Source organism: Pseudomonas sp. GW821-FHT03E01 (genome assembly GCF_059420765.1).
The window spans coordinates 1-13,140 of the sequence record NZ_JBWKUI010000008.1; the positions used below are offsets into that span (position 1 = coordinate 1).

At 59.5% G+C, this 13,140-nt stretch carries 13 protein-coding genes; 7 read left to right on the plus strand and 6 right to left on the minus strand.

The features are described 5' to 3' along the window. Positions 1-176 precede the first annotated feature (176 nt). From AC07VO_RS14735 to AC07VO_RS14750, 4 genes are all read left to right on the plus strand, one after another. A complete protein-coding gene (locus AC07VO_RS14735; protein WP_064620340.1) occupies positions 177-836 on the plus strand; it encodes a paraquat-inducible protein A in 660 nt (219 codons plus the stop codon). Continuing rightward, positions 823-1,446 (plus strand): paraquat-inducible protein A, encoded by a 624-nt coding sequence (locus AC07VO_RS14740; protein WP_007941211.1) that lies wholly within the window; start codon positions 823-825, stop codon positions 1,444-1,446. The genes AC07VO_RS14735 and AC07VO_RS14740 overlap by 14 nt, the downstream gene beginning before the upstream one ends. Continuing rightward, positions 1,439-3,742, plus strand: a complete 2,304-nt coding sequence (locus tag AC07VO_RS14745; protein ID WP_064620337.1) for a PqiB family protein — start codon at positions 1,439-1,441, stop codon at positions 3,740-3,742. The genes AC07VO_RS14740 and AC07VO_RS14745 overlap by 8 nt, the downstream gene beginning before the upstream one ends. 129 nt (positions 3,743-3,871) lie before the next feature. Beyond that, a complete protein-coding gene (locus AC07VO_RS14750; protein ID WP_018927222.1) occupies positions 3,872-4,813 on the plus strand; it encodes an AEC family transporter in 942 nt (313 codons plus the stop codon). 30 nt (positions 4,814-4,843) lie between these two features. Here AC07VO_RS14750 and AC07VO_RS14755 read toward each other — a convergent pair whose 3' ends face one another. The 6 genes from AC07VO_RS14755 to gatC all read right to left on the minus strand — a co-directional run bounded on the left by AC07VO_RS14755 (position 4,844) and on the right by gatC (position 10,110). Then, positions 4,844-5,224, minus strand: a complete 381-nt coding sequence (locus AC07VO_RS14755; protein ID WP_007941215.1) for a carboxymuconolactone decarboxylase family protein — start codon at positions 5,222-5,224, stop codon at positions 4,844-4,846. Next, positions 5,221-6,282, minus strand: coding sequence for a calcium/sodium antiporter (locus AC07VO_RS14760; RefSeq protein WP_064620328.1), 1,062 nt, complete (start codon positions 6,280-6,282; stop codon positions 5,221-5,223). The genes AC07VO_RS14755 and AC07VO_RS14760 overlap by 4 nt, the downstream gene beginning before the upstream one ends. A gap of 50 nt (positions 6,283-6,332) precedes the next feature. Next, positions 6,333-6,707, minus strand: coding sequence for a septal ring lytic transglycosylase RlpA family protein (locus tag AC07VO_RS14765; protein ID WP_064620325.1), 375 nt, complete (start codon positions 6,705-6,707; stop codon positions 6,333-6,335). Positions 6,708-6,898: 191 nt separating this feature from the next. Then, positions 6,899-8,344: an Asp-tRNA(Asn)/Glu-tRNA(Gln) amidotransferase subunit GatB gene (gene gatB, locus AC07VO_RS14770; protein ID WP_018927219.1), complete on the minus strand. Its 1,446-nt coding sequence runs from the start codon at positions 8,342-8,344 to the stop codon at positions 6,899-6,901. 10 nt (positions 8,345-8,354) lie between these two features. Further along, a complete protein-coding gene (gene gatA, locus AC07VO_RS14775; protein WP_086944699.1) occupies positions 8,355-9,806 on the minus strand; it encodes an Asp-tRNA(Asn)/Glu-tRNA(Gln) amidotransferase subunit GatA in 1,452 nt (483 codons plus the stop codon). 16 nt (positions 9,807-9,822) lie between these two features. Next, the gene (gene gatC / locus AC07VO_RS14780) at positions 9,823-10,110 is read right to left on the minus strand and encodes an Asp-tRNA(Asn)/Glu-tRNA(Gln) amidotransferase subunit GatC (RefSeq protein ID WP_007901429.1); all 288 of its coding nucleotides are present in this window, start codon (positions 10,108-10,110) and stop codon (positions 9,823-9,825) included. 210 nt (positions 10,111-10,320) lie between these two features. Between gatC and mreB the strand changes: the two genes are divergently transcribed. The 3 genes from mreB to mreD all read left to right on the plus strand — a co-directional run bounded on the left by mreB (position 10,321) and on the right by mreD (position 13,120). Continuing rightward, positions 10,321-11,358 (plus strand): rod shape-determining protein MreB, encoded by a 1,038-nt coding sequence (mreB, locus tag AC07VO_RS14785; RefSeq protein ID WP_002555108.1) that lies wholly within the window; start codon positions 10,321-10,323, stop codon positions 11,356-11,358. 143 nt (positions 11,359-11,501) lie between these two features. Then, positions 11,502-12,629 carry a rod shape-determining protein MreC gene (gene mreC / locus AC07VO_RS14790; RefSeq protein WP_081626525.1) on the plus strand — a complete coding sequence of 376 codons (1,128 nt, stop codon included), beginning with the start codon at positions 11,502-11,504 and terminating at the stop codon, positions 12,627-12,629. Continuing rightward, positions 12,629-13,120 carry a rod shape-determining protein MreD gene (mreD, locus tag AC07VO_RS14795; protein ID WP_086944700.1) on the plus strand — a complete coding sequence of 164 codons (492 nt, stop codon included), beginning with the start codon at positions 12,629-12,631 and terminating at the stop codon, positions 13,118-13,120. The genes mreC and mreD overlap by 1 nt, the downstream gene beginning before the upstream one ends. The last annotated feature ends 20 nt before the right edge of the window (positions 13,121-13,140 follow it).

A 13,140-nucleotide genomic window follows, 5' to 3' on the forward strand; every position in this document is an offset into this window, starting at 1 on the left:
CCATGTGAGAGTAGGTCATCGTCAAGATTAAATTCCGAAACCCCTATCTGCGTATGCAGGTAGGGGTTTTGTTTTGCTCGCAGAAAAAGTCTACTTCTCTGGCAACACAAAAATGCACAGTTATTTTCGAGTCAGGACACTAGAATAGGTCCAACATTTTTGGAGCCAGAGCCTTTATGCCAGATCCGGTTGACGCCCCTGGGCTGTCAGATTTACCACTGGACGGTTTGGTGGCGTGTCATGAGTGCGACTTGCTGATGCGCAAGCCTGAACTCGCCCATGGTGAGAAGGCCATTTGTCCACGCTGCGGTTATGAGCTGTATGCCCATCGGCACAATGTCGTGCAGCGCAGTCTCGCCTTGGTCATTGCCGCACTGTTGTTGTATATCCCCGCGAACTTTTTACCCATCATGCAGCTCCATCTACTCGGGCAGTCATCGAATGACACTGTCTGGAGCGGTGTTCTCGGTTTGTTCGATACCGGTATGCAGGGCGTAGCAGCAGTCGTATTCCTCTGCAGCATGGGGATTCCGCTGCTCAAGCTGCTCTGCCAATTGGTGGTGCTGCTGAGTATCCGATTCAATATCGGACGCAGCTACGGTTTGCTGCTCTACCGCATTTATCACCATCTTCGGGATTGGGGGATGCTTGAGGTTTACCTCATGGGCGTGCTGGTCGCGATCGTCAAATTGGCCGATATGGCGGCGATTACCGTAGGTCCCGGTTTGGCGTGCTTCATCAGTTTGTTGTTGGTCCAGGTCTGGCTGGAAGTGGTGATGTCGCCGCACCAGATCTGGCAGGCATTATCAGGAGAAGATGCCCATGCGGGCGATTGATGCGGGCATTCTGATTTGTGCCGAATGCCACGAGTTGAACAAGCAGGAAGCTGGCACCGACGAGCAGGTCTGCACCCGCTGTGGTGCGTTGGTTCATGCGCGCCGACCGAACAGCCTGATGCGTACCTGGGCGCTGCTGGTCACCGCTGCGATCATTTACATCCCGGCCAATGTGCTGCCGATCATGACCGTCAGTTCCCTGGGGCAGGGTGATCCGAGCACCATCATGTCCGGCGTGATCCAACTGGTTCAGCACGGCATGATTCCAATCGCGGCTGTGGTTTTTATCGCCAGTATTCTGGTTCCTACGTTCAAACTGGTGGGCATCGGGTTGCTGCTGTTTTCGGTGCAGCGCCGCCAGCCACTCTCCGCACGCCAACGTATATGGATGTACCGCTTTATCGAGTTCATCGGCCGCTGGTCGATGCTCGATATTTTTGTGATCGCCATCCTGGTGGCGGTTGTGAATTTCGGACGGCTAGCCAGCGTCGAAGCCAATCTTGGCGCCATCGCCTTCGCCAGTGTGGTGATTCTGACGATGCTTGCCGCAGTAACTTTCGATCCCCGACTGATTTGGGATAACACGGAGTCGGACGACGACCATGACTGATTTGCCTACAGCGAAAACCCGACCGGCCTCTAACTGGTCTGCCATTTGGGTATTGCCCCTGATCGCCTTGCTCATTGGCGGTTGGCTCGCCTGGCGTGCCTATAGCGAGACAGGCATTGAGATCCATGTGCGCTTCGAAAGCGGCGAAGGTATTCAGGCCAACAAGACCGAAGTCGTTTACAAAGGTATGTCGGTCGGTAAGGTGAAAGCCCTCACACTCGATGACGAAGGCAGCTCCAAAGGCGTGATCGCCACCATCGAGATGAATAAGGACGTGGAGCAATACCTCAGAACCAGCACGCGTTTCTGGCTGGTCAAGCCGAGCGTAACCCTGGCCGGTATCACGGGCCTGGAGACGCTGGTCTCGGGTAACTATGTGGCTGTCAGTCCGGGAGAGGGCGAACCGACCCGCAAGTTCAAGGCCCTGGCCGAAGAGCCGCCGCTGTCGGACGCCAAGCCTGGTCTGCACCTGACCATCAAGGCTGATCGTCTCGGTTCGCTGAATCGCGGCAGCCCGGTGTTCTACAAGCAGATCCAGGTCGGTCAGATCAAAAGCTATTTGCTGTCCGCGGACCAGAACACCGTTGAACTCAAAGTCTTCATCGAACCGACCTATGCCAGCCTGGTACGCAAACACACGCGTTTCTGGAATGCCAGCGGTATCAGCATCGATGCCAACCTGTCCGGTGTGAAAGTGCGTAGCGAGTCCCTCGCCAGCATCGTCGCTGGTGGTATTGCGTTTGCTACACCGGAAAACCGCAAGGACAGCCCGCCCACCGATCCAAGCCTGCCGTTCCGTCTCTACGAAGACTTCGATGCAGCCGCCGCCGGTATTCGGGTCAAGGTCAAACTCAGCGATTTCGAAGGCCTGCAGGCCGGTCGTACACCGGTGATGTACAAAGGCATTCAGGTCGGCAATCTGAAAGCGCTCAAGATTGACCCGGACCTCTCCAGTGCAACCGCCGAGCTGACGCTCGACCCATTGGCTGAGGATTACCTGGTCACCGGCACACAGTTCTGGGTGGTCAAACCATCAATTTCGCTTGCCGGTATCACCGGTCTGGAAGCATTGGTCAAAGGTAACTACATCGCCGTACGCCCTGGCGACAAGGGTGGCGCACCGCAGCGCGAGTTCGAAGCACGGGCCAAGGCTCCGCCGCTGGATCTGCGTTCGCCGGGCCTGCATCTGGTGCTGTTCACCGAAAACCTCGGCTCACTGGAAGTCGGCAGTCCGATTCTCTACAAGCAGGTCAAGGTGGGTTCGGTGCAGAGCTATCAGTTCTCTCGCACTAAAAAACAGCTGATGATCGGTGTGCACATCGAGAAGGAATACGAGGGGCTGGTCAACGCCTCGACGCGCTTCTGGAATGCCAGCGGTATTACGCTGACGGGTGGACTGACCGGCGGCATCCAGGTCAAAAGTGAGTCTTTGCAAAGCCTGATGGCCGGCGGCATTGCTTTCGAAACCCCGGAAGCCAAAGCGCCGTTGCAGAAGCGCATTCCACGTTTCCGTCTGTTCGCCAGTCATGAAGAGGCAAACCAGAAAGGCGCCGTGGTGACCATCAAGGTCGATCGCGCCGATGGTCTGCGCACGGGCACGCCGATCCGGTTCAAAGGCCTCGACGTCGGCAAGGTCGAAGACGTCGACCTCAGCGACGACCTGCAATCGGTGCTGCTGACTGCGCGAATCACGGAAGTGCCGGAGCGTATCGCTCGAGTGGGCAGTCAGTTCTGGGTGGTCAAACCTGAATTAGGTCTGATCAAGACGTCCAACCTTGAGACTCTGGTGACCGGGCAGTACATCGAAGTGCAACCGGCGCCGAAGAATCTCGGTCCGCAAAAGGACTTCGTAGCGCTGACCAATCCTCCGGAAACCGCCAAGGAAGAGGCCGGTTTGAGCCTGGTATTGAGTGCTGCTCGTCGAGGCTCGCTGAAGACCGGTGTGCCCGTCACCTATCGCGAAATCACGGTGGGCAAGGTGACTGGCTATGAGCTGGGCCAGACGGCGGATCGAGTGTTGGTACACATCCTGATCGAGCCGAAGTACGCGCCATTGGTGCGCAGTGGCACGCGGTTCTGGAACACCAGTGGTTTTGGTTTTGACTACGGCTTGTTCAAAGGCGCAACCATACGCACCGAATCGCTGGAGACGCTGATCCAGGGCGGTATCGCCTTTGCCACACCGGATGGCGACCGCATGGGTGTCCCGGCGCGGCCCGAGCAAACGTTTCCGCTGTTCGACAAGTTTGAAGATGAATGGCTGACTTGGGCGCCGAAGATTTCTATCGGTAAGTAACCTGAGGTTAATTTGGCGTTTATCAGGACGTCTTCGCGGGCAAGCCTGCGAAGACGGTCTACCTGACGCCGACGTCTCCGGTGGCTTATCATTAGCCCCCTAACGACGCCCACCCAAGGTTCCCCCGGCATGCTGGCTATTTTCCTCGAAACCCTGAACATCACTGCGCCGGTGTTTGCCATGCTGTTTCTGGGTGTGCTGCTCAAGCGCATCGACTGGATCAACGACAACTTCATCCATACTGCGTCGGCCCTGGTGTTCAATGTCACCATGCCGGCGTTGCTGTTTCTGGGCATCTTGCATGCCGACCTGCACGCTGCGTTGCAACCGGCGCTGCTGATCTACTTCTCGGTCGCGACCCTGATGTGCTTTGCAATTGCCTGGGGTTGGGCGATCTGGAAATGCCCGCGGGAAGATCGGGGCATTTACACCCAAGGCGCGTTTCGCGGCAATAACGGGGTAATCGGCCTGGCCCTGGCGGCGAGCATGTACGGCGACTATGGCATTTCCCTTGGGGCGATTCTCGCGGCGCTGGTGATCCTGTTTTACAACACGCTCTCAACCATTGTGCTGGCGGTCTATAGCCCGGTGATCAAGTCTGATCCGTGGAGTATCTGCAAAAGTGTGATGGCCAATCCGCTGGTCATCAGTGTGATTGCGGCCGCACCATTTGCCTGGTTCCAGATCGGCTTGCCGGGATGGCTGGAGAGGTCCGGTCAATATTTGGCGCAAACCACCTTGCCATTGGCATTGATCTGCATCGGTGGCACGTTGTCGCTGGCGGCAATGCGTAAAAGCGGCACGATGGCGCTGAGTTCAAGTCTGGTGAAGATGATCGGCCTGCCGGTGCTGGCGACACTCGGCGCCTGGCTCTGGGGCTTTCGTGGGGCGGAGTTGGGGATTCTGTTTCTGTACTTCGGCAGCCCGACCGCCGCGGCCAGTTTCGTCATGGCCCGGCAGGCCAATGGCAATCATGAACTGGCGGCGGCGATCATCGTGATTACTACACTGATGGCGGCGGTCACCACCAACATCGGGATCTTTCTGTTGCAGTGGGGTGGGTGGATCTAACCTCGGGATTTGCGGTGTTCTTCAGGTCGCCTACTCCGGCTTCTGATAGGTGTCGATCACTTCCTGCGCCGCCCGAAATGCATCGATCGCCGCCGGCACACCGGCATACACCGCGCAATGCAGCAGCGCTTCGCGAATCTCTTCCACCGTGCAACCGTTGTTCAACGCACCGCGCACATGGCCTTTCAGTTCTTGCGGGCACTTCAACGCGGTCAGCGCAGCGAGAGTGATCAGGCTGCGGGTTTTCAGCGGCAAACCTTCACGGTTCCACACGCCGCCCCAGGCGTGCTCATTGACGAAGTCCTGCAGCGGCTGGGTGAATTCGGTGGCGTTGCCCAGGGCGCGGTCGACGAACGCGTCGCCCATCACTTGGCGGCGGATTTCAACCCCAGGCTTCTTATCAGTGCTCATGGCATTTCCCTCTTGTGGTGTTGGCGACGCCAGGCGCGAAGCGAGGTGAACAGCAAAAACGCCACCAGCGCTGGCAGGACGAAAAACAGCATCAGGTGTTCAAGCTTGCCGGCCAGTGGCATGCCCGCGGTGAACGACACCACGTGCAGCCCATAGGCCAGGTACAAGCCCAAAAACAGCAGGCCTTCGGCGCGGGTCACCCGGTAGCCGGAATAGAACACAGGCAGGCACAGCAGCGCGACTCCAAGCATCACCGGCAAATCGAAATCCAGCGCGTTGGGCGAGACCGACAGTGGTGATGGCGCGATCAATGCGGTCAGCCCGAGCACGCCCAAGAGGTTGAACAGGTTGCTGCCGATCACGTTGCCCACCGCGATGTCCCGCTGACCGCGCAGCGCGGCGATCAACGAAGTGGCCAGTTCCGGCAGGGAGGTGCTGACGGCGACGATGGTCAGGCCGATGATCCGCTCCGACAACCCCAGGTCGGTCGCGACCGCCACCGCGGCGCCGAGCAACAAGTGCCCGGCGAACACCAGCATCGCCAGCCCGGCGACAATCATCAGCAGGCTGCTGAACCACGGTGCCTGCGACGCTTCATGAGCCCCTGATGGCGGACGGGTCGAGTGCCGCGACTGGCGCAGCAGCAAGCCCAGGTACAGCGCCAGCGCGGCCAGCAGCATCATGCCGTCGACCCGATTCAGTTCTTTGTTCCACGCCAGTACGAACACCAGCAGGCTGGCGCCGATCATCAGTGGAATATCCAGACGCACCAATTGTCGCGAAACCCGCAATGGAGTAATCAGCGCCGAGAGCCCGAGGGTGACGAGGATGTTGAAGATGCTGCTGCCGATCACGCTACCGACGGCGATGTCGGCGTTTTGCGCCAGGGTGGCTTGCAAGCTGACCGCCATCTGCGGTGCGCTGCTGCCGAGGGCCACGATGGTCAGGCCGATGATCAGCGGCCGCACATGCAGGCGCGCGGCCAGGCGTACCGCGGCGCGCACCATCAGTTCGGCGCCGGCGATCAATAAAAACAGACCGCAGAGCAATTCAATCACGCTGATCAGGGGTAAATCGGCCAGTCCGAAAATAGTCAGCGCTCCATCTATCAGTCGTCGAGGGCTTGCACGCGAACCTTCGCGGTGCCACTGCGCAGCATGCCCAACTGTTCGGCCGCTTCACGGGACACGTCGATCAGGCGCCCGCGAGAATACGGTCCACGGTCGTTGATGCGTACCACGCAGGATCTGTCGTTATTCAGGTTGGTAATCTTCACCCGGGTGCCGAATGGCAACTGGCGATGGGCAGCGGTCAGGCCATGCTGGTTGAAACGCTCACCGCTGGCGGTGTTTTTGCCATGGTGCTTGGCACCGTAATACGAAGCCGTGCCGGTCTTGTCGTAGCCGTGTGGATCGATGGTGTCGGTACTGGCACAACCGGCCAGCAGAGAGAGTAAGGCGCAAGCGCTGAGCAGACGTTTCATTTGGACGGCTCCCAAAATAAATGTGGCGAGGGCGCTTGCTCCCGCTCGACCAAGAAACGGTCGCAAAATCGGCTGATGCATTCTCGCTGAAAGAGTGCGGTTGCCGATTTGGGCCTGCTTCGCAGACCAGCGGGAGCAAGCTCCCTCGCCACAAGGAATGGAGCCAATATTGAAAGTTGGCTCCATTCTCATCAGCCTTCGAGCTTGCTTTTAAGCAGTTCGTTGACCTGTTGCGGGTTGGCCTTGCCTTTGGAGGCTTTCATGGCCTGGCCGACGAAGAAGCCGAACATCTTGCCGCGTTTGGCTTCGTCTGCCGCGCGGTATTGTTCGACCTGTTCAGCGTTGGCCGCGAGCATTTCGTCCAGTACCGCCGAGATCGCGCCGGTGTCGGTCACTTGCTTGAGGCCGCGTTTGTCGATGATTTCGTCCGCGCTGCCTTCGCCGTTGGCCATGGCTTCAAACACCACTTTGGCGATCTTGCCGGAGATAGTGTTGTCCTTGATGCGCAACAGCATGCCGCCCAGTTGCTCGGCCGAAACCGGCGACTGGTCGATGTCCAGGCCTTGCTTGTTCAGCAGGCTGCCCAGTTCAACCATGACCCAGTTGGCCGCCAGTTTGGCGTCGCCACTGATGCTCACGACTTTCTCGAAGTAATCGGCTTGTTCACGGCTGGTAGCCAGGACGCTGGCGTCATACACCGACAAACCGAACTGCTGCTGGAAACGCTCGCGTTTCTGCGGCGGCAGTTCCGGCAGGGTGGCGCGCACCTCGTTGAGGAACGAGTCCTCGATGACCACCGGCAGCAGGTCAGGGTCGGGGAAGTAACGGTAGTCGTTGGCTTCCTCTTTGCTGCGCATTGGACGGGTTTCGTCCTTGTTCGGATCGTACAGGCGAGTCTGCTGGATCACCTTGCCGCCGTCTTCGATCAGCTCGATCTGGCGCTGTACTTCGCTGTTGATTGCCTTCTCGATGAAACGGAACGAGTTAACGTTCTTGATCTCGCAGCGAGTACCGAACTCGGCCTGGCCTTTCGGACGGATCGACACGTTGCAGTCGCAACGCAGCGAGCCTTCGGCCATGTTGCCGTCGCAGATGCCCAGGTAGCGTACCAGCGCGTGGATCGCCTTGACGTAAGCTACGGCTTCCTTGGCGCTGCGCATGTCTGGTTCGGAAACGATTTCCAGCAGCGGCGTGCCAGCACGGTTCAGGTCGATGCCAGTGGCGCCGCTGAATTCTTCGTGCAGGCTTTTACCGGCGTCTTCTTCCAGGTGCGCGCGAGTGATGCCGACGCGTTTGACCGTGCCGTCTTCGAGGGCGATGTCCAGGTGGCCCTTGCCGACGATCGGCAATTCCATCTGGCTGATCTGGTAGCCCTTGGGCAGGTCCGGGTAGAAGTAGTTTTTGCGGGCGAACACGTTGTGCTGACCGATCTCGGCATCGATGGCCAGGCCGAACATCACCGCCATGCGCACTGCTTCCTGGTTCAGCACCGGCAATACGCCGGGCATGCCGAGGTCAACCAGGCTGGCCTGGGTGTTCGGCTCGGAACCGAAGGTGGTGGAACTACCGGAAAAGATTTTCGACCGGGTGGTGAGCTGGGTATGAATCTCCAGCCCGATCACGACTTCCCATTGCATGTGTTTCTCCTCAGAAGCCGGTTGGGGTGCGGGTGTGCCAGTCAGTGTTTTGCTGATACTGATGGGCAACGTTCAACAGGCGACCTTCCTGGAAATACGGGGCGAGCAGTTGCACGCCGACCGGCAGGCCATCGACAAAACCTGCAGGCATGGACAAGCCCGGCAGACCGGCGAGGTTGGCGGTGATGGTGTAGACGTCTTCCAGATACGCGGCGACCGGGTCGTTGTTCTTGGCGCCGAGCTTCCAGGCCGGGTTCGGCGTGGTTGGGCCGAGGATGATGTCGACCTCATTGAAGGCGGCCATGAAGTCGTTCTTGATCAGACGACGGATCTTCTGCGCCTTCAGGTAGTAGGCGTCGTAGTAACCGGCCGACAGCGCATAGGCACCGACCATGATCCGGCGCTGCACTTCCGGGCCGAAACCTTCGCCACGGGAACGCTTGTACAGGTCTTCCAGGTTTTTCGGGTCTTCGCAGCGATAGCCGAAACGCACGCCGTCGAAACGCGACAGGTTGGAAGACGCTTCCGCCGGGGCGATCACGTAGTACGCGGGAATCGCGTGCTGCATGTTCGGCAGGCTGATTTCCTTGATCACGGCGCCGAGCTTTTTCAGCTCTTCGACGCTGGCCATGACCAGGTCGGCGATGCGCGGGTCCAGGCCGGCGCTGAAGTATTCCTTCGGCACGCCGATGCGCAGGCCTTGCAGCGAACCGTTGAGGCCGGCGCTGTAATCAGGCACGGGCTCGTCGATGCTGGTGGAGTCCTGCGGGTCGAAACCGGCCATGCCTTGCAGCAGGATCGCGCAGTCTTCGGCGGTACGGGCCAGCGGGCCGCCCTGATCGAGGCTGGATGCGTAGGCGATCATGCCCCAGCGCGAAACACGACCGTACGTCGGTTTCAGGCCGGTTAGGTTGGTCAGCGCAGCGGGCTGACGAATGGAGCCGCCGGTGTCGGTGCCCGTTGCCGCCGGCAACAGACGAGCGGCCACCGCCGCCGCGGAACCGCCGGACGAACCGCCCGGAACATATTCCAGGTTCCACGGGTTTTTCACCGCGCCGTAGTAGCTCGACTCGTTGGCCGACCCCATGGCGAATTCGTCCATGTTGGTCTTGCCCAGAGTCACGGCCCCGGCAGCGGCCAGTTTGGCGACCACGGTGGCGTCGTACGGCGCCTTGAAGTTGTCGAGCATCTTCGAGCCGCAGCTGGTGCGGATGCCCTGGGTGCAGAACAGGTCTTTGTGGGCGATCGGCGCGCCGAGCAGGGCGCCGCTCTCACCGTTGGCCCGACGTGCGTCAGCGGCTTTCGCCTGCTGCAGTGCCAGGTCTTCGGTGAGGCTGATGAAACTGTTGAGCTGCGGGTCGAGCTGGGCGATGCGCGCCAGCAGGACTTTGGTCAGCTCTTCGGAGGAAAACTTTTTATCGGCGAGTCCGCGGGCGATCTCGGCCAGAGTCAATTGATGCATTGCAGGCTCTTTCCCTTTAGTCGATGACTTTCGGAACCAGGTACAGGCCGTTTTCGACCGCTGGTGCGATGGACTGATAGGCCTCGCGATGATTGGTCTCGGTCACGACGTCTGCACGCAGGCGCTGGCTGGCTTCCAGTGGGTGGGCCAGCGGCTCGATACCGTCGGTATTGACCGCTTGCATTTCGTCGACCAGCCCGAGAATGCTGTTCAGGGCCGAAGTGATGTGTGGAAGATCGGCATCATTGAGGCCAAGGCAGGCCAGATGAGCGATTTTTTCCACGTCGGAGCGTTCAAGCGCCATGGGAATCTCCAGTGGAAAACAAAACGGACCGCGTCCGTGTGTTAGATTGTCGGAACACTACCGCATATCTACGGTCTCAAGGCCGCGATTGTGGTGCTTGGTGCACAGAAAAGCAGCCAATTTAACATATTGGCGCCTTGCCCAAAATCCCTGTCGTTGTTAGAGTTTGCCGCACTTTTTTACCCACGCGTTGCCTAGGGTCCCTTTCCCATGTTCAAGAAACTGCGTGGCATGTTTTCCAGCGATCTTTCCATTGACCTGGGCACTGCCAACACCCTTATTTACGTGCGCGAGCGCGGTATCGTCCTGAATGAGCCATCGGTTGTGGCTATTCGGACACACGGTAACCAGAAAAGTGTCGTTGCTGTCGGCACCGAGGCCAAGCGCATGCTCGGTCGTACGCCGGGCAATATTGCAGCCATTCGTCCGATGAAGGACGGCGTGATCGCCGACTTCAGCGTTTGCGAAAAAATGCTGCAGTACTTTATCAACAAGGTTCACGAAAACAGCTTTTTGCAGCCTAGCCCTCGTGTGCTGATCTGCGTTCCATGCAAATCCACCCAGGTTGAGCGTCGTGCCATCCGTGAGTCGGCCCTCGGTGCCGGCGCCCGTGAAGTGTTCCTGATTGAAGAGCCAATGGCTGCTGCGATCGGTGCCGGCCTGCCGGTTGAAGAAGCTCGCGGTTCGATGGTTGTCGATATCGGTGGCGGTACCACTGAAATCGCGCTGATCTCCCTCAACGGTGTGGTCTATGCCGAATCCGTACGGGTTGGCGGCGACCGCTTCGACGAAGCGATCATCACCTACGTGCGTCGCAACTACGGCAGCCTGATCGGCGAATCCACCGCCGAGCGCATCAAGCAGGAAATCGGTACGGCCTACCCGGGCGGCGAAGTTCGTGAAGTCGACGTTCGTGGCCGTAACCTGGCCGAAGGCGTTCCACGCGCATTCACCCTGAACTCCAACGAAGTGCTGGAAGCTCTGCAAGAGTCGCTGGCCACTATCGTTCAGGCAGTGAAAAGTGCGCTGGAGCAATCGCCTCCGGAACTGGCTTCCGATATCGCCGAGCGTGGTCTGGTACTGACCGGTGGTGGCGCTTTGCTGCGCGACCTCGACAAGTTGCTGGCCCAGGAAACCGGTCTGCCGGTGATCGTCGCCGAAGACCCGCTGACCTGCGTTGCTCGCGGCGGTGGCCGTGCATTGGAAATGATGGATAAACACACCATGGACCTGCTGTCGAGCGAGTGATCTCGCCCGATGCATCTATGCTGGTGAGCCCGCAGGCAGCACTTTGCAGTGCTGCCTGTTGGCGTTTATCTTCTGTCAGTCTGCATCCAGGCCGGTTTGATGCCGTATGAATAAAGAGAACATTTGCCTGGGAGGAGCGGCTTATTAAACCGCTTTTCACCAAAGGCCCCTCACTGGGCGTGCGCTTGTTGGTGCTGGTCGTGCTATCGGTCGCGCTGATGGTGGTCGATGCCCGCTTCACACTGCTCAAGCCAGTGCGTAGCCAAATGTCGCTGGTGCTGATGCAGTCTTACTGGATCACCGACCTGCCACAGCGGCTATGGCAAGGTGTGGCCAGCCAATTCGGCAGCCGGACCGAACTGGTCGCCGAAAACGAAAAACTCAAAACCGAAAACCTGCTGTTGCAGGGCCGCATGCAAAAGCTTGCCGCCCTCACCGAGCAGAACGTTCGGCTGCGCGAGTTGCTCAACTCTTCCGCGCTGGTCAACGAGAAGGTCGAAGTGGCCGAGTTGATCGGCATGGACCCCAACCCCTTTACCCATCGCATCATCATCAATAAAGGTGAGCGCGACGGTGTGATCCTCGGTCAGCCGGTGCTCGATGCCCGTGGCCTGATGGGGCAGGTGGTCGAGTTGATGCCGTACACCTCTCGGGTACTGTTGCTGACCGACACCACCCACAGCATTCCGGTGCAGGTGAACCGTAACGGTCTGCGTGCGATTGCCAGCGGCACCGGCAACCCGGAACGCCTTGAGCTGCGTCATGTGGCCGATACCGCCGATATTAAGGAAGGCGATCTGCTGGTCAGCTCCGGCCTCGGTCAGCGTTTCCCGGCGGGTTACCCGGTAGCGACGGTCAAGGAAGTGATCCACGATTCCGGTCAACCGTTTGCCATTGTGCGTGCGGTGCCGACTGCCGCGCTGAACCGCAGTCGTTATTTGCTGTTGGTGTTCAGTGATGGTCGCACAGCCGAGGAGCGCGCCAACGAAGCCGCCCAAGCTCAAGAGGCTCTGGACCGGCAAGGTGGCGGGCCGATCATTCCTGCAACCGTGCCGAAACCGGCCGCGTCGGTGGTACCGGCTGCCGCTGCAACTCCGGCTGCCGCACCTGCCGCACCTGCCGCCGCGACCCCAGTCAAACCTGCCGCGTCCCATCCTGCTGCCGCCAAGCCACCCGCGACGGCGACGGCCGCCAAACCCAAACCCGCGGCCGTGAAGCCTGCTGCCAAACCGCCTGTCGCCGCGCCGGCCACTACTGGGGGAACAGAATAATGGGCGGTGCAACTTCCTCCCGAAACGGCTGGATGGTCTGGCTGACGTTCGCCATCGGCATGTTGCTCAGCGTTTCACCGCTGCCGCAATTCATGGAAATCCTGCGTCCTTTGTGGCTGGCCTTGCTGTTGGCCTTCTGGGCGTTGGCCATGCCGCAGAAAGTCGGCATGGTGACGGCCTGGTGCCTGGGGTTGGCCGAAGACGTGCTGTATGGCACGTTGCTGGGCCAGAACGCATTGATCCTCACGCTCATTACATTCCTGGTGCTGTCGCTGCAACAGCGCCTGCGCATGTTCCCGATGTGGCAGCAGAGCCTGGTGATCCTGGTGATCTTCGGCCTCGCCCAACTGGTTCAGTTGTGGCTGAGCGCCCTGACCGGTAATCGTCAGCCGACCCTGGCGCTGGTGTTGCCAGCGCTGGTCAGTGCGTTGCTCTGGCCTTGGATCAGCTTCGGTTTGCGCGGTTTGCGTCGACGCTACAAAATCAATTAATTCGGTCAGGCATGTGCTCG

Bases quoted from the DNA above. Each gene is read 5' to 3' on its own strand.
- mreB (WP_002555108.1), top strand. From the start codon at position 10,321: ATGTTCAAGAAACTGCGTGGCATGTTTTCCAGCGATCTTTCCATTGAC.
- gatC (WP_007901429.1), bottom strand. From the start codon at position 10,110: ATGGCGCTTGAACGCTCCGACGTGGAAAAAATCGCTCATCTGGCCTGC.
- AC07VO_RS14755 (WP_007941215.1), bottom strand. From the start codon at position 5,224: ATGAGCACTGATAAGAAGCCTGGGGTTGAAATCCGCCGCCAAGTGATG.
- AC07VO_RS14735 (WP_064620340.1), top strand. From the start codon at position 177: ATGCCAGATCCGGTTGACGCCCCTGGGCTGTCAGATTTACCACTGGAC.
- AC07VO_RS14750 (WP_018927222.1), top strand. From the start codon at position 3,872: ATGCTGGCTATTTTCCTCGAAACCCTGAACATCACTGCGCCGGTGTTT.
- mreD (WP_086944700.1), top strand. From the start codon at position 12,629: ATGGGCGGTGCAACTTCCTCCCGAAACGGCTGGATGGTCTGGCTGACG.
- gatB (WP_018927219.1), bottom strand. From the start codon at position 8,344: ATGCAATGGGAAGTCGTGATCGGGCTGGAGATTCATACCCAGCTCACC.
- AC07VO_RS14745 (WP_064620337.1), top strand. From the start codon at position 1,439: ATGACTGATTTGCCTACAGCGAAAACCCGACCGGCCTCTAACTGGTCT.
- AC07VO_RS14740 (WP_007941211.1), top strand. From the start codon at position 823: ATGCGGGCGATTGATGCGGGCATTCTGATTTGTGCCGAATGCCACGAG.
- gatA (WP_086944699.1), bottom strand. From the start codon at position 9,806: ATGCATCAATTGACTCTGGCCGAGATCGCCCGCGGACTCGCCGATAAA.
- AC07VO_RS14765 (WP_064620325.1), bottom strand. From the start codon at position 6,707: ATGAAACGTCTGCTCAGCGCTTGCGCCTTACTCTCTCTGCTGGCCGGT.